This is a genomic window from Gluconacetobacter asukensis (assembly GCF_014174375.1).
Taxonomy (GTDB): domain Bacteria; phylum Pseudomonadota; class Alphaproteobacteria; order Acetobacterales; family Acetobacteraceae; genus Gluconacetobacter; species Gluconacetobacter asukensis.
This window is the reverse complement of the sequence record NZ_JABEQE010000029.1, coordinates 1-21,839: the sequence shown is the minus strand read 5'-3', so window position 1 is coordinate 21,839 and position 21,839 is coordinate 1. Positions and strand designations below refer to the sequence as shown.

The window sequence follows — 21,839 nt, the reverse complement described above, 5'->3', positions numbered from 1 at the left end:
GGATCAAAATTTTTTGGTTCTTTTTTCCAAAAAAGAACGCAAAACGCCCCCGACTCAAAGAGCCGGGGGCGTCCCACATAAAACCGGTCCGCTGAAGAAAGCTTAAGCCGCCTTCACGGCCTCGCCACCAGCAGCCTCGATCTCCGCCCGGGCGGACTGCATCTTCGCCATCAGCAGATCCAGCGCCGGCACGTCCATCTTGTCGGCGGCGTCGTACGACGCCTCCAGCCCGGCAAGCCGCTTTTCGGCATCGGCCACCGACAGGTCGGCCAGTGCAATCGCCTGGTCGGCCAGGATGGTGCAACGGGTGGCCGTCATGTCGGCGAAACCGCCGGCCACGAAGAACCGGTCCGTCACCGCCCCGTTCTCATACAGTTCGACCACACCGCCGCGCAGCAGCAGCATCATCGGCGCACGATCGGGCATGGCGGCGATATCGCCCTCCAGGCCCGGAATCACCGCCATCTCGACAGCGCGCGAGAAGAGAACCTTCTCCGGGCTGACGATCTCGACCTCAATCGGCATGGGCTGTCTTCCTTGCGCGGGCGTCGGCCGTTCAGGCCGATTCCTTCATCTTCTCGGCCTTCGCGACCGCTTCTTCGATCGAACCGACCATGTAGAACGCGCCCTCGGGCAGGTGGTCGTATTCACCGGCCACGATCGCCTTGAACGAGCGCACCGTATCTTCCAGCGAGACCAGCTTGCCCGGCGCGCCGGTGAAGACTTCGGCCACGTGGAACGGCTGCGACAGGAAGCGCTGGATGCGGCGCGCACGCGCCACCAACTGCTTGTCGTCCTCGGACAGCTCGTCCATGCCCAGGATGGCGATGATGTCCTGCAGCGACTTGTAGGTCTGCAGGATGCGCTGCACGTCGCGCGCCACCTGGTAATGCTCCTCGCCGACGATCTTCGGATCGAGCGAGCGCGAGGTCGAATCCAGCGGATCGACGGCCGGATAGATGCCCATTTCCGCGATCGAACGGTTCAGCACCGTGGTCGCATCCAGATGGGCGAAGGTCGCGGCAGGCGCCGGATCGGTCAGATCGTCGGCCGGCACGTAGACGGCCTGCACCGAGGTGATCGAGCCCTTCTTGGTCGAGGTGATGCGCTCCTGCAGGGCACCCATCTCGGTGGCCAGCGTCGGCTGGTAACCCACGGCCGAGGGGATACGGCCCAGCAGCGCCGAAACCTCGGCACCCGCCTGCGTGAAGCGGAAGATGTTGTCGACGAAGAACAGGACGTCCTGGCCTTCCTCGTCACGGAAATACTCGGCCAGCGACAGGCCCGACAGCGCGATGCGCGCGCGCGCACCCGGCGGCTCGTTCATCTGGCCATAGACCAGCGCCACCTTGGAGCCTTCGGTCGTGTTCTCGCCCAGCTTGATCACGCCCGCGTCCTGCATTTCGTAATACAGGTCGTTACCCTCGCGGGTACGCTCGCCGACGCCGGCAAACACCGACACGCCGCCATGGGCCTTGGCGATGTTGTTGATCAGTTCCTGGATGATGACGGTCTTGCCCACGCCGGCGCCGCCGAACAGGCCGATCTTGCCGCCCTTGAGGTACGGGCACAGCAGGTCGACGACCTTGATGCCCGTGACCAGGATCTCGGTCGCGGCCGCCTGCTCTTCGAAGGACGGCGCCTTGCGGTGGATCGGGTAGCGCTTGGTCGAGGCCACCGGGCCACGCTCGTCGATCGGCTCGCCGATCACGTTCAGGATGCGGCCCAGCGTGCCGGGGCCGACCGGCACCGTGATCTGGCCGCCGGTCGCAACGACCTCGGCGCCACGGGTCAGGCCGTCGGTCGAGTCCATGGCGATGCAGCGCACTTCATGCTCGCCGATCTCCTGCGCCACTTCCAGCACGACCGTCTGGCCGTTGAAGGTGACATGCAGCGCGTCGAGAATGTGCGGCAGCGTGCCTTCGAACTGCACGTCCACAACGGCGCCGCGCACCTGCGTCACGCGGCCGACGATGTTGCTGGACTGGCCCTGCGTGGCGGCAGGAGCCTCGTTTACTGTGGTTTCCGACATGGGGTCAGCTCCTGCGACGAGGGAAGCGGATCGTGTCTCAGAGCGCCTGGGCGCCCGAGATGATCTCGATCAGTTCGTTGGTGATGTTGGTCTGGCGGGTACGGTTGTATTTCAGGGTCAGCCGGTCGATGGCCTTGCCCGCATTGCGCGTGGCATTGTCCATCGCCGTCATGCGCGCGCCCTGTTCGCCCGCGGCACTCTCCAGCAGCGTCGCGTAGAGCTGAACCTGAAGGTTGCGCGGCAGCAGGCTGGACAGCAGCTCTTCCTCGCCCGGCTCGAACTCATAGACGGGCGCGTCGGCCGAGGCCGCCGTATCGTTCGCCGGCAGCGCCAGCGGGATCAGCTGCATCTCGGTGGGCGTCTGCGACATGACGTTCTGGAAGCGGTTATACACCACCGTGCAGACGTCGAATTCGCCCTTCTCCGCCATCGCGGCAATCCGCTCGCCCAGCGTGGCCGCCGCCGAGAACGGGATTTCCTTGCCGCCCGAACCATGGACATGGTCCACGATCAGGTCGGAGAATTCGCGCATCAGGTAATCGTGGCCCTTGCGGCCCACCGGCAGCAGGCGGACGGTCTTGCCCTCGGCCTGCAACTGGCGGATCAGGTCACGCGTCTTGCGGTTGATGTTGGCGTTGAAGCCGCCGGCCAGCCCGCGATCGCTGGTCAGCGGGATCAGCAGGTGGATGCGGTCGTTACCCGTGCCGGCCAGCAGCGTCGGCAGGCCGGACTGGCCCCGCGTGCCGGCACCCAGTTCAGCCAGCATCCGGCGCATCGCGGCCGCATAGGGGCGGGCGGCTTCGGCGCGGGTCTGGGCCCGGCGCAGCTTGGCCGCCGCCACCATCTTCATGGCGCTGGTGATCTTCCGCGTCGATTTGACGCTGCCGATCCGCGCGCGAAGGTCCTTGAGGGATGCCATGGGTGCCTGTCCGCCCTCAGCCCGCGAACTGACGGCCGAAGCCGGTCAGGAAGTCGGTCAGACGGGCTTCGTTGTCCTTGGTGATCTGCCGCTCGGCGCGGATCGAGTCCAGGATGTCCTTGCCGGCCGCATGCAGCTCGGTCAGCAGCTGGCGCTCATAGGCGGTCACCTTGTCCACCGGCACGGCGTCGATGAAGCCACGGGTCCCGGCGAACAGCACGCACACCTGCTCCTCGACCGGCAGCGGCGAGGTCTCGGGCTGCTTCAGCAGCTCGACCAGGCGCGCGCCACGGGCCAGCTGCTTCTGCGTGGCCGGGTCGAGGTCGGAGGCGAACTGCGAGAACGCAGCCATCTCGCGATACTGCGCCAGCTCCAGCTTGATCTTGCCGGCAACCTGCTTCATCGCCTTGATCTGCGCGGCCGAACCGACGCGCGACACCGAGCCGCCCACGTTCACCGCCGGGCGGATGCCGCGATAGAACAGGTCGGTCTCCAGGAACACCTGGCCGTCGGTGATCGAGATCACGTTGGTCGGGATATAGGCCGCCACGTCGCCGGCCTGCGTCTCGATGACCGGCAGCGCCGTCAGCGAACCCGCGCCATATTCGTCCGACATCTTCGCGGCGCGCTCCAGCAGGCGCGAATGCAGGTAGAACACGTCGCCCGGATACGCCTCACGGCCCGGCGGACGGCGCAGCAGCAGCGACATCTGGCGATAGGCCACGGCCTGCTTCGACAGATCGTCATAGACGATCAGCGCATGCATGCCGTTGTCGCGGAAATACTCGCCCATGGTGCAGGCGGCGTACGGGGCCAGATACTGCATCGGCGCCGGGTCGGACGCGGTCGCGGCGACGATGATGGAATATTCCATCGCGCCGGCTTCTTCCAGCGTGCGCACCAGCTGCGCCACGGTCGAACGCTTCTGCCCGATCGCGACATAGATGCAGTAGAGCGACTTCTTGTCGTCGCCCAGCGCGTTGACCGGCTTCTGCGCGACGATGGTGTCGATCAGGATGGCGGTCTTGCCGGTCTGGCGATCGCCGATGATCAGCTCGCGCTGGCCACGCCCGATCGGCACCAGGGCGTCGATGGCCTTGATGCCGGTCTGCATCGGCTCGCCGACCGACTGGCGTGGCATGATGCCGGGCGCCTTGATGTCGGCGCGCTTCATGGTCACGTCGCCGACCAGCGGGCCCTTGCCGTCGATCGGGTTGCCCAGACCGTCGACCACGCGGCCCAGCAGCGCCTTGCCGGTCGGAACCTCGACCACCTTGCCGGTACGGGCAACGGTGTCGCCTTCGCGCATCTCGGAGTCGTCGCCGAAGATCACGACGCCGACATTGTCGTTCTCGAGGTTCAGCGCCATGCCGCGCTGGCCGGAGGCCGGGAACTCGACCATCTCGCCGGCCTGCACGTTCTGCAGGCCATAGACGCGGGCGATGCCGTCGCCGACCGACAGGATCGTGCCGGTCTCGGCAATTTCGGCGCTCGTGTCGAACGCGGCGATCTGCTGCTTGAGGATATCCGAAATCTCAGCGGGACGGATTTCCATCACGCGGCTCCCTTCATGGCGTGGTGCAGGCGGGTCAGGCGGGAATTGAGGCTGGTGTCATAGAGCCGCGCGCCGACGCGCACGACCAGACCGCCCAGCAGGGCCGCGTCAACGCGTTCCTGGATATTGACCTTGGAATAGCCGGCCTCGGCGAGGCGGCCCTGAATCTGAATGCGTTGCAGGTCCGTCAGGGGCTGGGCCGACACGATCTCGGCCACGGCCTCGCCCCGACGGGCCGCCGCGATGGCCGCCACCGCGTCCAGGATCTCACCCAGACGGGACAGGCGGCGGTTGCGGGCGATCACGCCCACGAAATTGCGGATGACCCACCCGAAGCCCTGGGCCGCCAGCACGGCGTCCACGGCACGCGTCGACACGGCGATATCCAGCGTGCGATTCGTCAGGACGCTGCGCAGCTCGGCGCTCTCGGCGATCAGGCACCGCAGCGCAGCCGCATGGTCCAGCACGTCATCAAGCAGCCAGCGCTCGGCGGCGAAATCATAGAGGGCCGTCGCGTAACGACCGGGCAGGCCATTGGCAACGGAGGCGATCGGTATTGTTGTCGTTCCACCCGAAACCACGGTCGGTCTTTCCATCCCAGTGTCTTAGGTCATTGCAGCGCGCCAACGGCACCGGAACGAAGCCGGAGCCGATGGCGCGCCTCTAGCATGCTGACCCGCCCCGCGCAACACACGCATCAGGCCGGTACCGGCACCAACGCGGGCCGGAAGGCCGTCGTTTCGCGCTCGGTCAGCGTCACGCCCAGATCCACGACGGGCGGCACGTCGCGCACGCCCGCCAGCAGGTCCAGCACCATCCGCCCGGTCCGCTCGCCGATCGCGCGATAATCGACCGCCACCGTGGTCAGCGCCGGCACCACTTCGCGCCCGATCTCGAATCCGCCGAACCCCATCAGCGACACATCCTCGGGCACCCGCACGCCCCGCCGCCGGCACTCCATCAGCGCCCCGACCCCGACCAGGTCCGACACCGCGAAGACCGCATGCAGGTCCGGCGCCCGCTCCAGCAGCGCGCCCATGGCCTGCGCCCCATGGGTGAAGGAGACCGGCGGCTTGCCCATCCGCTGCACCAGGTCGTCCCGCAGTCCGGCCTCGTGCAGCACCTCCAGAAAGCCCTCCAGCCGCCTGCCGCCGCGATGGTCGCAGGACAGGCCGTCGCCCTCGGCCGCCAGCACGCCGATTCGGGTATGTCCCAGCCCGATCAGGTACCGCGCGGCCAGCCGCCCGGCCTCGTGGTTCGAATAGCCGACCATGTAATTCACCGGGCTGGGCGCCAGCCCGGCCATCTGCACGATGGGAATCGTCTCGCCCGCCAGCAGGGTCCGCAATGCCGTCCCGCGCGGCCCCGCCGGCAGCACCAGCGCCTCGGCCCGCCGCCCCAGCATGTCGCGCACATGGGTCAGCATTGCGTTTTCGTCATAGTCGGTATACCCGATCAACAACTCATATCCCTGACGGCGGATGATGTCGGTCAGGCCGCGCGCCGCATCGGCGAAATTCGTGTTGGTCAGCGTCGGCACCACCAGGCCGACGAACCCGCTGCGCCGGGTCGACAGCGCCTCGGCCGCGCGGTCGGGCACATAGCCCAGCTCGTCGATCGCCCGCGCAATCGCCTCGCGCGTATCGGGGCGCACCAGATGCGGCGCCCGCAGCGCGCGCGACACCGTCATGCGCGACACGCCGGCCCGCGCGGACACATCGATGATGGTCGGCCGCACGCCCGCGCGCGCCACCGCCGATGCGGCGTCAGGCTCCGTCGCCCGCTCCACCGCACCCGAAGCCGCCGTGTCCCCGCCTGTCGTCCGCCTGCCCGTCATCCCCGCCCATGCCCCTGCGTCGCAACCCAACATGCTGGCGACGCGCTTATAGTCACCTCGCCCGGCGGCCGACGCCAGACATATCGTCAAACCCGCCATGTGCCCGCGCACGATCAAGGAGACATTGATGTCCGCTTCGTCCCTCTTCGACCTGACCGGCCGGCTGGCCCTCGTCACCGGCTCCAGCGGCGGAATCGGCTTCGCCATCGCCGCCGGCCTGGCCGATGCCGGCGCCCATGTCATCCTCAACGGCCGCGACGCCGCAAGGCTGGACGAAGCCGCCGCCCGCCTGCGCGACACCACGCCGCCCGGCGCCACCCGCACCATCCTGACCCGCCCCTTCGACGTGACCGACCGCCTGGCGGTGGAAGCCGCGGTCAGCACGATCGAGGCCGAAGACGGGCCGATCCGCATCCTGGTCAACAATGCCGGCATCCAGCGCCGCGCCCCGCTGGATGTCTTCCCGCCCGAAGACTGGGCCGAGATCATCCGCACCAACCTCGACAGCGTGTTCTTCGTCGGCACGGCAGTCGCCCGCCACATGATCCCGCGCGGCATGGGCAAGATCATCAATATCGGCAGCGTGCAGTGCGAACTGGCCCGCCCCGGCATCGCACCCTACACGGCGACCAAGGGCGCGGTGAAGAACCTGACGCGCGGCATGTGCGCCGACTGGGCGCGGCACGGGCTGCAGATCAACGCCATCGGCCCCGGCTATTTCGAAACGCCCCTGAACCGCGCCCTGGTCGCGGACCCGGATTTCAACGCCTGGCTGACGAAGCGCACGCCGGCCGGCCGCTGGGGCAAGGTCGAGGAACTGCAGGGTGCGGCCGTGTTCCTGGCGTCGGACGCCTCATCCTTCGTCAACGGCCAGACGCTCTATGTCGATGGCGGGGTGCTGTCGGTCCTGTAACCACCGATGGGCGCATCGTCGAACAGCCCGCGCGCCACCCGCGCGCTGGCCCGCGCCCGCACCCCGGTCGAAACAAGGCCCAGCCCAGCCACCACCCCCGACAACCCCACCAGCAACCACCAGACCCGGTGCGTGGCCTGCGCCAGCGCGGCCCCGCCCCCCACGGCATGGGCCCCCATCATCGTCCCCGACAGCGCCACCCCCAGCAGCGCCCCGATCTGCCGGCTGGTCGAGGCCAAAGCCGCCGCCAGCCCCGCCTGATCGCGCGGCATGCCCGAGACGGCACTGTTGGTGATCGGCGCATTGCACAAGCCAAATCCGCAACCGCACAGGCTGTAAGCCAGCAGCAGCACGGAAGGCGGCGTCACCGCCGTCAGCCCCGTCAGCAGCAGCGCGCCACACCCCAGCCCGCACGCCGACAGCAGCAGCGGCAGCCGCGCCCCACGCGCCCCGACCAGCCGCCCCGACAGCGGCGCGCACACCACCACCCCCAGCGCGAAGGGCAGGGTGAACAACCCCGCCTGCATGGCCGACAGGCCCCGCGATTCCTGCAAATACAGCGTGTTGAGGAACAGGAACGAACTGAAGATCGCAAAGGCACAGACCGCAATCACGATCGCGCCCGAAAACGGCAGCGCCCGAAAGAACCGCAGGTCGAGCAACGGGTGGCGACTCCGCCGCTCCACCCGATACAACACCACCAGCCCCACGGCCGCGACCGCCAGCCCCGCCCGGATCGCCGGCGCGTGCCAGCCATAATCCCGGGCCTCGATCAGCGCGGCGGTGGCCGCGGCCAGGATCAGCGCCACCAGCGCCTGCCCCGTCCGGTCGATCGGCCGCACATGCACTGCGCGCGATTCGGGGATGAAACGCAGGCTGAGCCCCAGCGCCAGCACCCCGACCGGCAGGTTGACCCAGAACACCGCCCGCCAGCCGACCAGCGTGGTCAGAATGCCGCCCACCAGCGGCCCCAAGGCCAGCGCCAGCCCCGACATCGCGCCCCACACGCCAATCGCCCGCGCCCGCAAGGCGGGCTCGACAAAGACATTGGCGATGATCGACAGCGCCACCGGGTTCAGCATCGCGCCGCCCAGCCCCTGGAACCCGCGCGCCAGCACCAGTGCCCAACCATTGGGCGCCAGCCCGCATAAGGCGGACCCCAGGCAGAAGACGATGATTCCACAAACGAATACCCGCCGCCGCCCGATCCGGTCGGCGGTCGATCCCGCCAGCACCAGCAGCGTCGCCACCACCAGCGTATAAGCGTCGACCACCCATTGCAGCATCGACAGCCCGCCGCCCAGTGCGGCGCGAATCGCCGGCAGCGCCACATTGACGATGGTCACGTCCATCATCACCAGGAACAGGCTAAGGCAGCAGGTGGCCAGCACCAGATGCGGCCGGACCGGAGATGATGGATTCATATGCGCGATATCGGGAGAATGGAGCGGGCGAAGGGAATCGAACCCTCCTCAGAAGCTTGGAAGGCTACTGCATTACCACTATGCTACGCCCGCCCATATGGCCCTTCCTTACCGCCGAACCCGCCCCTCCGGCAAGCCCTCTCGGCCATCGGCGATGGGCGATACGCCCCGGCCGGAAGAACGAATCGCACCCCCCCTCTTGACTTTGCCCGCCGGGCATACTTTTTTCCGCTGCCTGCGCCGGGTTCGCACGGGTGGCCAGGGGAACAGCTTTCCGCTATTCCGTTGGTCGGCGCCGCAGGCGGCTTGCAGGGGTGTAGCTCAATTGGCTAGAGCGCCGGTCTCCAAAACCGGAGGTTGGGGGTTCGAGACCCTCCACCCCTGCCACTCGCCCCGGTCGGGATTTCTCCCGCCCGGACCGTGACGGTGCCCCCGACATGCAGTATTGGTTGATATCCGGCCTCGTCCGCGCTCCGGTCCGGACGGCGGCGTGGCGGTTCGAGAAGGGTGTTTCGTGTCGGTCAGTCCCGCGAAATTTGTGCAAGATGTCCGCACCGAGGCGACCAAGGTCACATGGCCCACGCGTCGCGCCACGCTGGTGACGACGGGTGCCGTGCTGGCAATGGCCACCATGACATCGGTTTTCTTCTTTGTCGTCGACCAGATCATCGGCCTGGGCGTACGTGAACTTTTTGGGCTTGGAGGCTGAGGAACGACCATGGCGAAACGTTGGTACGTCGTTCACGTCTATTCGGGCTTCGAGAAGAAGATCGCCCAGCACATCACCGAGCAGGCGGCCCAGAAGGGCCTGTCCGACCATTTCGGTGACATCCTGGTCCCCTCCGAAGAGGTGGTCGAGGTCCGTCGCGGCCAGAAGGTCAATGCCGAGCGAAAGTTCTTCCCCGGCTATGTGCTGGTCAACATGGAACTGACCGACGAGGCCTGGCATCTGGTCAAGGACACGCCCAAGGTCACCGGCTTCCTGGGCACCAAGACGCGTCCCTCGCCGATCACCGCGGCCGAGGCCGAGCGGATCATGAAGCAGGCGCAGGAAGGCGTGGAACGTCCCCGCCCCTCCGTCACCTTCGAGATCGGCGAGCAGGTGCGCGTGTCCGACGGCCCGTTCACCTCGTTCAACGGCACGATCGAGGAAGTGGACGAGGAAAAGGCGCGCCTCAAGGTCAGCGTCTCGATCTTCGGCCGCTCCACCCCGGTCGACCTCGAATACAGCCAGGTCGAAAAGCTCTAAGAGCCCGACCATCCGGATACAAAAAGGGGCGCCTCGCGGCGCCCCTTTTTCGTTTCATCCCTCGCCAAGGGCGAGGCCCTTTGGAACCCATTCGTTATCAAATGATTGGGGTGCAGGGCCTCAGGCCCTGCCGGGTCCAGGGCAGAGCCCTGGTTAAGCATCAGACGGGCGGCTCCACAGGCCCCAGCACCCGCAGATGCGCCGCCGCACGATCCGCCACCTGCCCCAGCAGCGCACTCAGCGCCGCCACCAGCCCGCCCGTGCCCGAGCCGCTGACCGGCAGGTTCAACGCCAGCACGTCGGAAGCCCCGCCATCATGCCCGATCCAATGGACGGCCAGGCTGCCCCCCAGCACCGCCTGCCCGCCGGCATCGCACGAAAAGCGCGTCACCGTCAGTTCGACGGCAGCCAGCGCCATCGTCGCCACCGCATCGTTCTGGGCAAAGATGGTGCTGCCCGGCAGGCGCTGCTGCAGGTCTGCCGTCAGCACATGACCGATCATGCCGGGCAGCGACTCGCCCCAGGCATCGCCGCTGGCGGTCAGCAGGCGGTAATCGCCCTCGCTGCGCACGATACGCTCACGATCCAGCGATACCGCGACCGAAGGCGTCCGCACCTCGATCACCCCCGGCCCGCCCGCCTGGGCGGTACCGGGCCAGGGCACGAGGGTATAGACATTCGGGTCCGACGAACACGCGGCCAGCGGGCCGACGGCAGCCACGGCAAGCAGCCCGCCTGCCCCCCGCAGAACCGCCCGGCGCGAGGCGATCGGGCGGGAGGGATGCAAGGGGGTGAGAGGCCCTGACAGTCTCATAGGCTAGCGTCCCGTAATCAGCGCCGAAGGATGGCGATTGAGGAAATCGGTCAGGAAGCGCAGCGACCGCGCCGCTTCGTTCAGTTGCACCAGCATCTGCTGCAGATCACGGTGGAAGTCGGTGTCGCCACCGTAACTACCCATCAGCTTGTTCGCGTTCTTCAGCGTGCTGTCCAATTGCGCGCTCATCTGCGGCAGCCGCTGGAACAGCGGATGCATGCCGCTGCGCGCGTCACTGGCCAGCCCCTGCATGCTGCGCAGCGAATCGCGCAGCGCCACGATGGCCTGCCGCACTTCCGGCGAATTGATCCGCGCGTCGGAATGGGCCAGCAGGTTGTTCAGATTGTCGCCCACCTGCGTCAGCGGCATCGCCGCGATCTTGTCGGCGACGGTGGACAGCGAATCCATGATCCCGCTCATCCCGCCGGCCTTGCTGGGAATGACCAGCGCCATCCCTTCGGTCCCCACGGTGGCAGGCGCGGCATTCTTCACGAAATTCAGGCTGATCATCGACTCGCCGGTCAGCAGGCTGGCACTGTCGACCGAGGCCCGCAGCCCGTTATCCACCAGCGCCTGCGTGGTCGCGGCCATGGTGTCGCGGTGGATCTCGCTGAGGGGCAGGATGCGCTCGGGCTGGATTTCCATCGCCACCCGCACCCGGGCGGTCCCGGCCTTCTGGTCCAGCACCAGTTTCACGCTGGTCACGGTACCAACCTGGATACCGAACATCGTGACCTGCGCCCCGACCGTCAGGCCGGACACCGAACTGGTCAGGTAGGTGACCAGCGACACTCGCTCGCGATAGCCCGCATTATCCGCCGCCTCGTTGCTGTCATACAGGCGGAAGACCGAATTCTTGGGTGCCTGCGGGGCAGAAGTCCCCTCCCGCTTGTCCGGCAGGCCGAAGGCGACCCCGCCCGAGAACAGGGCCTGGATCGATTGCAGCTTCACCTTCAGCCCGCCGGCCCCCAGCCCCACCTGCACGCCCGACACGTTCCAGAACCGCGTATCGGTGCGCAGGTAGCTGTCATAGGGCTTACGAATGAAGACCTGGATCAGGATCGGCCCCTCGCCGCCCGGGGGCATAGTATAGCCCAGCACCTCCCCCACATCGATGTCGCGGAAAAAGACCGGCGCCCCCTGCCCGATCGACCCCAGCGAAGGGCTGATCAGCGTGTAGGTATTGCCCGGCTGGTCCGACCGCATCCCCGGCGGCGCCTCCAGCCCCTTGAATTCGGTGGCGCTGGCCCCGCCTGGCACGCCTGGGTCCATCGCGATATAGGCCCCGGTCATCAGCGTCTCCAGGCCGGTGACGCTGGCGCCGTTCAGGCGCGGCCGCACCACCCAGAAGCGCGCATGGTCGGTCAGCATCGGCCCGGCATTGGCGCTCATGCGCACCCGTACCTCGACATGGCGCATGTCGCGCGTCAGCGTCACGTCCTGCACCGTGCCCAGCGGCACGGCCTTGTTCTTGACCTGGGTCTGGCCGCTGGTCAGCCCGTCCGCGGTGTCGAAGACGATGGTGATCTCCGGGCCGCGCCCCATGATGCCGCGCCACGCCAGATAGCCGGCAATGGCCAGCGCCACGATCGGAACCAGCCAGACGATCGAGAAACGATAGCGGCGCGCCGTAGCCTCGGGTGCCGAGGCGGCGCGATGGCCGGAATGATCTTGGGGGTCGTCGGTCACGCCTGCCTTGGCTCCATCCTGTCAGTCCTTGCCGCGCGCCGGCCACGCCGCGCACGCACGGCGGCGGACGCCACACCATCGGGAGACGGCCCATTCATGCCCGCCGCGTCCCACATCACCCTGGGGTCGAAGCTCCATGCCGCGAACAGGGTCAGCACCACCACCGAGGCAAAGGCCACCATGCCGGCATTGGCCGTGACGCTCGCCAGCGTATTGAACCGGACCACCGCCACCAGGATCGAAACCATGAACACGTCGATCATCGACCACCGGCCGATAATGTCGACGACGCGGAACAGCCGCGTGCGCTGCACCAGCGCGAAGGACGACCCGCGCCAGGTGCTAGTCACCATCCAGCTCAGGCTGAGGATCTTGAGCATCGGCACCAGGATGCTGGCGAAGAACACCAGCAGCGACAGCGGGATCATCCCGTCCTGCCACAGCTCGATCGCCCCCTCGATGATCGTATGGCCGCCCCCGCCCCCCAGCTTGAAGAAGGTCATGACCGGGTAGAGATTGGCCGGAAAATAGAAGATGACGGCCGCCATCAGGAAGGCACTGGTCCGCGCCTGCGTGTCCGGGGCCCGGCGCCACACCCGATGGCCGCAACGCGGGCAGATGCCGACACAGCGCAGATTGCTCACCGGCGCGCCCAGCTCACCCACCAGCCCGCAGGACTGGCACGCCACCAGATGATCGACCGGCGGCAGCGGAATATCGTCGACGTGGACATTGCTGACCATCACCCGCTCGCCGTCTTCCTGGCGCGTGACGGCATCCACGCGCCGGTGGCGCCAGATCCGTTCGGTATCCAGCGTCGAATCCGTGGCCGCCATGGTCAGCATTAGCGCCGAGATCAGGTAGACGGCCGGCCCTACATCGACATGGGCCAGATCGGTCAGCTTGGTATAGGCGACGAAGATGCCCAGGACATAGACCTCGATCATCGACCAGGGCCGCATCTTTTCGTACCAGATCAGCAGGTGCGGCGCCCAGTCGGGCAGATGGCGCCGGCTGGCGGCATAGAGGATGGCGAACATCATGCCGATCACCACCGCCGGTGCCGCGACGGTCACCAGCCCGACCAGGATCCCGGCCTCGCCCCACCCTTCATGCAGCAATTCCATCGGCCCGGTGACCAGGTCCACCGTGCGCTCGCGCCCATACACATCCAGCGTCATCAGCGATGACGCCAGGGCCGCCAGATACAGGGCACAGGAACTGATGCAGAAGGCCAGCGGCGTCTGGAGTGGCGAGGTCCGGCGCCGCCATTCCAGCGTCTGCCCGCACCGCGCGCACGCGGCCAGCTCGCCAGCCTGCAGGGGCGGGCGGCGCTGAAACAGGCCGCATCCGGGGCATTCCACCAGATCGCCGATCGTGCGGACATGGCGCAAATCGGCTGTCCGACGTGGCCATGCGGCCCGACGGAGCATGCGTGAAGTCCGCGCTGACATCGTCTCGCTCATGACCCACCGTACTATAGATCAAAATCGGACCAGCGATAGTCATTCAGCATATTGCTGCCATGACCAGAGCCGGAAGACGGATGGAAGAAGGAAATCTTTCCTCACGAATAGCCGCCGGACCATCGCATGACCAATCCGGTGCTTCCTGGATCATCACGGGAAAACCAGAATATTTGGACGACGGCACCGCAGGCCGGCGACACCCCCGCGCCCGACCATGCCCCATCCACGGGATATACGATAACGATCTCTTGAGCCCGCCGCCACGAAAACAGGCATCAGCCCTTCAGGAGGGCAAAGACGGCATGAATGCCAACGATGTCATCATATGGAAAAATGTCTTGGCGAAACCCGAAGACAGGGAGGGCAGTATGCTGCCAAACCACTCAGTCCATGATCTGCGACCATCGGAAGACTGAAGTGGTGCCGGTGAAGAGATTCGAACTCCCGACCCCATCATTACGAATGACGTGCTCTACCAACTGAGCTACACCGGCAACGAGGCGAGCGTATAACGAGCCCGTCAGGGCAATGCAAGCCCCCTTCTGAGACGGATTTCCCTCCACCGCCCCAATGCGCGGGACACGCGGCTCCCACACAGGCCCGATCCTGCCAGCTATACCGCCGCGACCTCGGCTCACGCCCAGCCGGCATGCCGTATCGCCCCGGATATCCGGATTTTTTCATGGCTCCGCGCACCGGCTCAATCCACCCGGCGCGTCCGGCCGGCCCATCAGGGCCGGCCAGCGAATCGGTCACGCCGTCAGGAACGGCGCATCGCGATCAGAACGGCGCGTCGATATCGACGACGTCGATCAGCTTGTGGTTGACGAACTCCTTGATCCCCAGCCCGATCAGCTCGCGGCCGTAGCCCGAACGCCCGACACCGCCGAAGGGCAGATCGGCCTTGACCATCGTCGGATGGTTCACGAACACCATGCCGGTATGGATCTTCTTCGCCACTTCGACACCGCGCGCGGTGTCCTTTGTGAAGACCGAGCCACCCAGCCCATAAGGCGTATCGTTGGCGATGCGGATCGCATCGGCCTCGTCACGGGCGCGGAAGATCATCGACACGGGCCCGAAGAACTCCCACAGGCGGGCCGGGTTGTCGCCGGACATGCCGGTCAGGATCGTCGGCTGGACGAAGGCGCCGGTCTCGGGCACGCGGGGCCCGACTTCGGTTGCCGTCGCGCCATGGGCCACCGCCTTGGCGATGTTCTCACGGATCTCGTTCGCCGCGCCCTGAGACGACAGCGGGGCCAGCGTGGTGTCCGGCGACATCGGGTCGCCGGCCTTCAGCGCCGCCACGCCCGCGATGTAGAGCTCCATGAACCGGTCATAGACCGCATCCACCACGATCACCCGCTTGGACGACACGCACACCTGCCCGGCATTCCAGTGCCGGCCGAACACCGCCCATTTCGCGGTCTTCTCCAGGTCCGCGTCCTCCAGCACCACGAAGGCATCGGCGCCGCCCAGTTCCATGGTCGTCTTCTTCAGCGCCTTGCCGGCCTGCGACGCGATCACCGACCCGGCGCCTTCGGAGCCGGTCAGGGCCGCACCGCACACGCGCGGATCGTTCAGGATCATCTCGACCTGTCCGCGGGTGGGGTAGAGGTTGCGGAACGCGCCGTCCGGCAGGCCCGCGCGCTTCATCAGCGTCTGGAAGATCCCGGCACTCTGCGGCACGTTCGATGCATGCTTCAGCAGCACCGTGTTTCCGGCCGAAAGCTGCGGCGCGATGATGCGCGCGATCTGATAATAGGGGAAATTCCAGGGCTCGATCGCCAGCAGCACGCCCAGCGGCTGATGCACCAGCACGGCATCGCCCGAGCGCGGGTCGGATACCGGCAGCTTCTCGGGCGCCAGCAGGCTTTCGGCATGTTCGGCATAATAATCGAAGATTGCGGCCGACAGCTCGACCTCAGCCTTGGCCTCGGCGAACAGCTTGCCCATTTCCAGGGTCAGCAGCCGCGCGAAATCGTCAGCCTCGGCGCGCAGGATCTGAGCCGCCTTCGTCATCACGGCAGCACGGGTCGCGAACGGCGTATCGCGCCAGTCCAGGAATGCCGCGTGGGCGTCGGCGATCGCCTGGCGCACCTCGTCGTCCGTGGCATCCGGAAACGTGGCCAGCACTTCACCGGTGTAGGGGTTGGTCGTTGCGTATGCCATAGTCGTCTTCCTTCCAGCGGGCCATTTCCGGCCCGATGCTTGTGATAACGGCTATCCGAAGCCCCCCGTCAAGGGGAACCTCACGGCTGTGTTATCATAAGAGTGCGGTCGATCCGCTCTTCGGAATCGGGCCTGCCAGGCGCACGGCCTCCGCAGGCATGCCGCCGGGTCACCCGGGCGGCATGCAATCCTGCACCATTCAGAACGTCAGTTCCAGATTGGTCTGGAAATAGGCGCCCGGCTGCGCACCGGCATTGCGCAATCCACGCGACAGGGCGGTATATTGGCCGTCGATGCTGAAGGTCACATGCCGCGTCGCGCGCCAGGTAAAGCTTCCCTGCGGCAGCACCCCCGTATAGCCCCCGGTCGGACGATACGCATAATTCACACCGCCCGGGAAATAGATCGTGTCGTGGACCGAATTGCGCCACAGCACCGGCACCCTCAGCAGCAGCGATGTATTGATCGTGGGCGCCAGCGTCACCAGCGGCCCGACATCGATCACGTTCTGCAGGTTGAAGTTCTGCGCCAGGTCGAGATAGTACGCACTCGGCACAAAAGGCGAGAGGAAGGTGCCCCAGCTTCTGGTCGCACTCTTGCGGGTATCGCCGCCCGAAATATCGTCGGCCTGAATGCCGATCGAGGGATGCCCCCACCATTTCGCGAAACGCCACGCCACCGAGGCATTGAACGAATAGGCCGATACCGGACGCGACGGCCCGCTCTTCGCTTCCTGGAACGTGCCGCCCTGCCACATGCCATTGGCGGTGAATTCGATCGGCCCGGCATTACCCCATACGCGCACCCCCGGCGTGTCGCGATGGGTGGAGCCCGCGATGACACCCTTCGTCGCGGTGATCGGGCTGCTGGCCAGCAGATAGCCGAGATAGTACGTATCCACGAAAATCTGGCTCTTCTTGCCGAAAGTCTGGAATTCCGGCACGGCGTAGGACGTATAGGCGCCAAACAGCCGGGTCCTCCAGCCGACCTGGTCGTGGAAGGCCCGATATTCAAAATTGGTCAGCGACAGATCGAACAGATCGACGCGAAACCGTCTCCAGACGCTGTAGCCGCGCAAGCCGTTCCAGGAATACGGAATGGAGGGATAGACACTGCCCGCCGAAACATTGGGCGGCACGTCCAGGAATGACATGCGACCGATCATGGCACCCATCGTCGCCCCCAGCATGTGCCCGCGCACTTCCACGAATGCCTGTTGCGCATCGACCCGGTTCCGCCAGCGGGCATTATAGCCGAATTTGTTGCCGCCGGTCGCCTGGCCGCTCATCAGCTCGCCGTAAAACCGGACATGCTCGCCCAGATGCAGGTCGGCACCGAGATTGGTGCGCAGGTTGGAAAGATAGACGTGACTCTTGTCCACCGCGCCCAGGGCAGGGTGCTGCTCCCAGAATCCATGATGGCGGAAATTCCCGCTCAGCGTCAGGTAGATCGAACCGCTATCGTTCAGCGCGATGAATTTCAACGGATCGAGAAAATCATGACGGTTGCGCTTGTCCCGCAGGCTCGACCAGTCCTCGGCCCAGCGTGCCACCGCATAATATCCCACCGTGCCGAAACCAGAGGCCGCACCGGTATTCGCATTGAACACACCCCACGGCCCCTGATGCAGCTGAATCGGCGTCAGGGGATGCAGCATCAGCGATTGCGGCTGGCCGTACAGTTCCGGACGGCTGGTCAAAGGCGGCAATTGCTGGGGCGGCGAATGCCAGGGCGCATCCCGGCCGGTCACGATCAGGGTCGGGCTTGCACCGGCCGTCGTCGCGGTCCCGGACGCGGTCGTCGACGGGGCCTTGGCGCCGCCCGCCGTCGCCTGGGCCAGCTGGACATGGGTTGCCACGATATCGGCCGCCTCCGGCGCGGCATGGGCCGGCAGGGCGAACACTGTGCCCGCGAGAGCGGTCAGAAGCCCCGCGCGGCCTTTTGTCAGGCAGGCAACAGCAGAAAACCCATAGGGAATATACATAGCCAGATCTTTTTCTTTATTATTTTCAGGCATCACAGAACAACCAAATTCTCGATTCCGTCATGTATTGACCTGTCCTGGAAACGGGCCGGAAACCACGCATGTACCGAGACCAACCACACGCAGCCTCATCAGATCTATTGGAACGTGTATCGCATGCCGAAGTTTGATCACTGCTTATGCGGACGTGCCGGCCGGCAGCCGATCCGGCGCAGCATGGATCGCGCGGGCGATTTTCATCATGGCGAGAAAAAGGGTCCCTATTTCGCGGAACGTCCCCTCATGCCGCCGCGACCGCAGCGGGACGAAGACCCGCTTTCAGCATATTGCCTGAAAGAACAGGCAAACTGCCCAATCCACGACCAGCGAACGCCGCGGCACCGCACGCACCGCCCATCGCCGCAGATGACCCGACCGGCAGAAGAGCCGTGTTGCATCCATTCGGAAGAATCGCCGTCAATGCGGCACCAGCAAAGCCCAGGGGAGCAAAGCAGGTGAAGAGAATCATGGTCCAAGTCTCCGTCGGTCACAAAGAATATCCACCCGCCCTCCGCGAATAGCGTGACCACCTGCTTTTTGTCGGATTTCCATCTAAAGTAAAAATAACAATTATATGTTGTGCGCATAAATCACGGTCACATTCCGGTGTGGCAAATCACCGAATTCCCCGGTCGGTTCATAGCGACCACCCGACCGCCCAAAACGGTGTCAGGGATGCTCAATAAATTCGATATCAAATCGAAATACACAGAGCGTTAGCCATGAAGTGGCGAAAAATCGCCGCCTACCCTCCCTTGCGGGCGCGCGCCACATTGTCATCCACCCGATCCAGAACGACAGCATGCTCGGCACCCCACCGATACAGCATCTCCACCGGCTCTATGATTTTCCTGCCGAGCACCGTCAGCCGATATTCGACCACCGGCGGCATGACCTGATGCACCTCGCGCGCCACCAGCCCCATCTCTTCCAGTTCCCGCAGTGTCTGGGTCATCATCTTCTTCGACAGGCCGGGAATACTGCGCAGCAGCGCCCCCGGCCGCGACGCGCCACCCAGCAGATGCAGCGTGTGCAGGATCATCGTCACCCATTTGCCGCTGAACAGGCGCAGCAGGCGACGCGGCGCGCAGCCTTCGTCGAACGGAGCCTGACGATACGCATCGGGCAGCGAGGCAAGAGACATGATGGAACGGACCCTTCCTGTGGGCACCTTTTGGTACCCGGGGCACAAAATGGTGCCGGATTGTCCTCTGTAACCGCGCGGCCCACCTTACGGAAACTGTTTTCCCGTTATGGAGAGTTCCATGCCCCACACAGCCCTGATCGTCGGCGCCACCGGAATTGTCGGCCAGAACCTGGCCAACCGGCTGGTGGCCGAAGGCTGGACCGTCCACGGCCTGGCGCGCCGCACAGCCGCCCTGCCCGCCACCGTGCTGCCCGTCGCCGCGGACGTGCTGGATATCGCATCCCTGCGCCCGGCACTGGCCAGCCTCAGGCCGAGCCACGTATTCTTCACCACATGGTCCCGCCGCGCCACCGAGACCGAGAATTGCGCCGTCAACAGCGCCATGCTCCGCCACGTCTTCGCCGCCCTGCCGGCGCCGGAGGCCCTGGTCCATGGCAGCCTTGTCACCGGCCTCAAACATTATCTCGGCCCGTTCGAAGCCTATGCGAAAGGCCCCCTGCCCCAGACCCCCTTCCGCGAGAGCATGCCCAGGCTCGATATCGAGAATTTCTACTACGCCCAGGAAGACGCCCTGTTCGAAGCCGCCGCCCGATACGGTTTTTCGTGGAGCATCCACCGTCCGCACACCATCATCGGCCACGCCATCGGCAATGTGATGAACATGGGCTCCACACTGGCCGTCTATGCCAGCATCTGTCACGAGACAGGGCGCCCCTTCATCTTCCCCGGCTCACCCATGCAATGGAACGGGCTGACCGACGTAACCGACGCCCGCCAGCTGGCCAGCCAGTTGCACTGGGCTGCAACCAGCCCCGCCGGCCGCAACCAGGCCTTCAACATCGTCAATGGCGATATCTTCCGCTGGAACTGGCTGTGGCCCCAACTTGCCGCCTGGTTCGGCATCCCCGCCGCCCCCTATCCCGGCCACGCCACGTCGCTGGAGGACATACTGGCCGGCGACGGCCCCCTGTGGGCCGACATCGCGACCCGCCACGGGCTGCGCGAGGGCGCGCTCGACCGCCTGGCCTCCGCCTGGCACACCGACGCCGATCTCGGCCGCCCCATCGAATGCGTCACCGACATGAGCAAGAGCCGCATCCTCGGCTTCACCGACTATCGCGCCACACCGGACTCGTTCTTCGACCTGTTCGAAATGCTGCGGGCGGAACGCTATATTCCCTGATCGCCACCCTTGACCCGGACGCAACGGGGGTGAACCTTTCCCCGGTCAGATCAAGCAAGGGGAGCAGGACACGCCATGAAGCCCGAAACCCACGGCTTGACGCCTCGCAGATCGAAAAAATCGTGATGCTCAATGCCGGGACCGACGGCACCCACGCGCCCTTCCTGGTCCTGTCCCTGCCACTGCCCGAACAACTGGGCTCGCTGCGCCTGGGCGCGGCCGTCGAAGGATAAGCCCCATGCCCGTCCGCTTCCGGCACATCGCGGCCGCCCTGTGCGGCGCCATCCTGTCCGTCGCCCAGGCCCACGCGGCAGACCCGGCCGGCAATAACGGCCCGGCTTACGGGCCGGAACTGCAAGGCTTCGACTATCCCTGGCCGGTCGGGCAATTCACCTTCACCTCCCAGCGCCAGACGCTGACAATGGCCTATCTGGACGTGCCCGCCACCCACCCGAACGGACAGGTGGCCGTGCTGCTGCACGGCAAGAATTTCTGTGCCGCGACCTGGGAGGGAACGATCCGTTTCCTGACCACCCACGGCTACCGCGTCATCGCGCCCGACCAGATCGGCTTCTGCAAATCCAGCAAGCCCCAGGCCTATCAGTTCAGCTTCCAGCAGCTCGCCCGCAACACACACGACCTGCTGGTCCATCTCGGCACCAGCAAGATCATCATGATCGGCACTCCACCGGCGGCATGCTCGCTATCCGCTACGCGCTGATGTACCCGCAGGATCTCGCGCATCTGGTACTGGTCGATCCGATCGGGCTGGAAGACTGGCAGCAAAAGGGCGTCCCCTATCGCACCGTCGACGAATGGTACGCTTCCGAACGCGGCAAGACGGCCGCCCAGATCCGCGCGTATGAAAAACGGGTCTACTACGCCAATGAATGGCGCCCCGATTATGAAAGATGGGCCCAGATGCTGGCCGGCATGTCTCGCGGCGAGGGCCGCGACCGCGTCGCATGGAACTCGGCACTGCTCTACGACATGATCTTCACCCAGCCGGTGGTGCACAATCTGCACGACCTTAAAGTGCCCACCCTGCTGATGATCGGCGACAAGGACATCACCGCCATCGGCAGCGACACCGCCCCACCCCCCATCCGCGCCACACTGGGCCACTACCCGCAACTGGGCCGGGACGCCGCCGCCGCCATCCCCGGCGCAAAACTGGTGGAATTCCCCCAACTGGGCCACTCGCCGCAGATGCAGGACCCGGTTGCATTTCACGCCGCACTGCTGGATGGGCTCGGAGAACCGGCGCACTGATCCGGCTTGCGTGAAGAAGGTCTCTTCTTTTTCTGAGAGTATCCGTTGTGATCAAGCGGCTTTTGGAGCCCATGTTCGATCATCGCGCAGGAGTGCGTTGGCGAGGATGACGAGCTTGCGCATGACGGCGGTGATGGCGAC

20 protein-coding genes and 3 tRNA genes are annotated in these 21,839 nt (G+C 65.8%); 7 read left to right on the top strand and 16 right to left on the bottom strand.

Annotation, left to right across the window (positions count from 1 at the left end):
* Positions 1-102: 102 nt before the first annotated feature.
* The 6 genes from atpC to HLH35_RS18715 form a co-directional block, all read right to left on the bottom strand.
* Positions 103-525: an ATP synthase F1 subunit epsilon gene (atpC, locus tag HLH35_RS18740; protein WP_182980591.1), complete on the bottom strand. Its 423-nt coding sequence runs from the start codon at positions 523-525 to the stop codon at positions 103-105.
* A 31-nt stretch (positions 526-556) separates the two neighbouring features.
* The gene (atpD, locus tag HLH35_RS18735; RefSeq protein ID WP_182980590.1) at positions 557-2,032 is read right to left on the bottom strand and encodes a F0F1 ATP synthase subunit beta; all 1,476 of its coding nucleotides are present in this window, start codon (positions 2,030-2,032) and stop codon (positions 557-559) included.
* Positions 2,033-2,069: 37 nt separating this feature from the next.
* Positions 2,070-2,951 carry a F0F1 ATP synthase subunit gamma gene (locus tag HLH35_RS18730; protein WP_182980589.1) on the bottom strand — a complete coding sequence of 294 codons (882 nt, stop codon included), beginning with the start codon at positions 2,949-2,951 and terminating at the stop codon, positions 2,070-2,072.
* Between the two features lie 16 nt (positions 2,952-2,967).
* Positions 2,968-4,506, bottom strand: coding sequence for a F0F1 ATP synthase subunit alpha (gene atpA / locus HLH35_RS18725; protein WP_182980588.1), 1,539 nt, complete (start codon positions 4,504-4,506; stop codon positions 2,968-2,970).
* Positions 4,506-5,102: an ATP synthase F1 subunit delta gene (atpH, locus tag HLH35_RS18720; RefSeq protein WP_182980587.1), complete on the bottom strand. Its 597-nt coding sequence runs from the start codon at positions 5,100-5,102 to the stop codon at positions 4,506-4,508. Before atpH ends, atpA begins: the two co-directional genes overlap by 1 nt.
* Positions 5,103-5,203: 101 nt before the next feature.
* The gene (locus HLH35_RS18715; protein ID WP_182980586.1) at positions 5,204-6,343 is read right to left on the bottom strand and encodes a LacI family DNA-binding transcriptional regulator; all 1,140 of its coding nucleotides are present in this window, start codon (positions 6,341-6,343) and stop codon (positions 5,204-5,206) included.
* Positions 6,344-6,470: 127 nt separating this feature from the next.
* Between HLH35_RS18715 and HLH35_RS18710 the strand changes: the two genes are divergently transcribed.
* The gene (locus HLH35_RS18710) at positions 6,471-7,256 is read left to right on the top strand and encodes an SDR family oxidoreductase (RefSeq protein ID WP_182980585.1); all 786 of its coding nucleotides are present in this window, start codon (positions 6,471-6,473) and stop codon (positions 7,254-7,256) included.
* On the opposite strand, the gene HLH35_RS18705 is transcribed toward HLH35_RS18710, so the two are convergent.
* Together HLH35_RS18705 and HLH35_RS18700 are read right to left on the bottom strand one after the other, a co-directional pair.
* Positions 7,223-8,680 carry an MFS transporter gene (locus HLH35_RS18705; RefSeq protein WP_182980584.1) on the bottom strand — a complete coding sequence of 486 codons (1,458 nt, stop codon included), beginning with the start codon at positions 8,678-8,680 and terminating at the stop codon, positions 7,223-7,225. The two genes, HLH35_RS18710 and HLH35_RS18705, sit on opposite strands and share 34 nt — an antisense overlap.
* A 19-nt stretch (positions 8,681-8,699) precedes the next feature.
* Positions 8,700-8,773: transfer RNA gene (locus HLH35_RS18700), tRNA-Gly, on the bottom strand.
* A gap of 217 nt (positions 8,774-8,990) precedes the next feature.
* Between HLH35_RS18700 and HLH35_RS18695 the strand changes: the two genes are divergently transcribed.
* The 3 genes from HLH35_RS18695 (at position 8,991) to nusG (ending at position 9,929) form a co-directional block, all read left to right on the top strand.
* A tRNA-Trp gene (locus HLH35_RS18695) sits at positions 8,991-9,067 on the top strand.
* A gap of 127 nt (positions 9,068-9,194) precedes the next feature.
* Positions 9,195-9,389 (top strand): preprotein translocase subunit SecE, encoded by a 195-nt coding sequence (gene secE / locus HLH35_RS18690; protein ID WP_182968817.1) that lies wholly within the window; start codon positions 9,195-9,197, stop codon positions 9,387-9,389.
* Positions 9,390-9,398: 9 nt separating this feature from the next.
* Positions 9,399-9,929, top strand: coding sequence for a transcription termination/antitermination protein NusG (gene nusG, locus HLH35_RS18685; RefSeq protein ID WP_182968808.1), 531 nt, complete (start codon positions 9,399-9,401; stop codon positions 9,927-9,929).
* Between the two features lie 160 nt (positions 9,930-10,089).
* Here the strand turns inward: nusG and HLH35_RS18680 are convergent, their stop codons facing one another.
* The 8 genes from HLH35_RS18680 to HLH35_RS18645 form a co-directional block, all read right to left on the bottom strand.
* Positions 10,090-10,743 carry a PqiC family protein gene (locus HLH35_RS18680; protein WP_182980583.1) on the bottom strand — a complete coding sequence of 218 codons (654 nt, stop codon included), beginning with the start codon at positions 10,741-10,743 and terminating at the stop codon, positions 10,090-10,092.
* A 3-nt stretch (positions 10,744-10,746) separates the two neighbouring features.
* Complete coding sequence (locus HLH35_RS18675) at positions 10,747-12,432, bottom strand: MlaD family protein (protein ID WP_182980582.1); 1,686 nt, start codon at positions 12,430-12,432, stop codon at positions 10,747-10,749.
* Positions 12,429-13,865: a paraquat-inducible protein A gene (locus HLH35_RS18670; protein WP_246385227.1), complete on the bottom strand. Its 1,437-nt coding sequence runs from the start codon at positions 13,863-13,865 to the stop codon at positions 12,429-12,431. The genes HLH35_RS18675 and HLH35_RS18670 overlap by 4 nt, the downstream gene beginning before the upstream one ends.
* 454 nt (positions 13,866-14,319) lie before the next feature.
* A tRNA-Thr gene (locus HLH35_RS18665) sits at positions 14,320-14,395 on the bottom strand.
* A 286-nt stretch (positions 14,396-14,681) separates the two neighbouring features.
* Complete coding sequence (locus HLH35_RS18660; protein ID WP_182980580.1) at positions 14,682-16,073, bottom strand: NAD-dependent succinate-semialdehyde dehydrogenase; 1,392 nt, start codon at positions 16,071-16,073, stop codon at positions 14,682-14,684.
* A gap of 199 nt (positions 16,074-16,272) precedes the next feature.
* The gene (locus HLH35_RS18655) at positions 16,273-18,057 is read right to left on the bottom strand and encodes an alginate export family protein (RefSeq protein WP_246385226.1); all 1,785 of its coding nucleotides are present in this window, start codon (positions 18,055-18,057) and stop codon (positions 16,273-16,275) included.
* A 280-nt stretch (positions 18,058-18,337) separates the two neighbouring features.
* On the bottom strand, positions 18,338-18,565 hold the full coding sequence (locus HLH35_RS18650) for a hypothetical protein (RefSeq protein ID WP_182980578.1): 228 nt from the start codon (positions 18,563-18,565) through the stop codon (positions 18,338-18,340).
* Between the two features lie 276 nt (positions 18,566-18,841).
* Complete coding sequence (locus HLH35_RS18645; protein ID WP_182980577.1) at positions 18,842-19,240, bottom strand: winged helix-turn-helix transcriptional regulator; 399 nt, start codon at positions 19,238-19,240, stop codon at positions 18,842-18,844.
* A gap of 121 nt (positions 19,241-19,361) precedes the next feature.
* Between HLH35_RS18645 and HLH35_RS18640 the strand changes: the two genes are divergently transcribed.
* The 3 genes from HLH35_RS18640 to HLH35_RS20060 all read left to right on the top strand — a co-directional run bounded on the left by HLH35_RS18640 (position 19,362) and on the right by HLH35_RS20060 (position 21,698).
* A complete protein-coding gene (locus HLH35_RS18640) occupies positions 19,362-20,426 on the top strand; it encodes an SDR family oxidoreductase (RefSeq protein ID WP_182980576.1) in 1,065 nt (354 codons plus the stop codon).
* A 238-nt stretch (positions 20,427-20,664) separates the two neighbouring features.
* Entirely contained in the window at positions 20,665-21,147 is a 483-nt protein-coding gene (locus HLH35_RS20065; protein WP_246385225.1) for an alpha/beta fold hydrolase, read from the top strand.
* Entirely contained in the window at positions 21,123-21,698 is a 576-nt protein-coding gene (locus HLH35_RS20060; protein WP_246385224.1) for an alpha/beta fold hydrolase, read from the top strand. The genes HLH35_RS20065 and HLH35_RS20060 overlap by 25 nt, the downstream gene beginning before the upstream one ends.
* Positions 21,699-21,839: the final 141 nt, after the last annotated feature.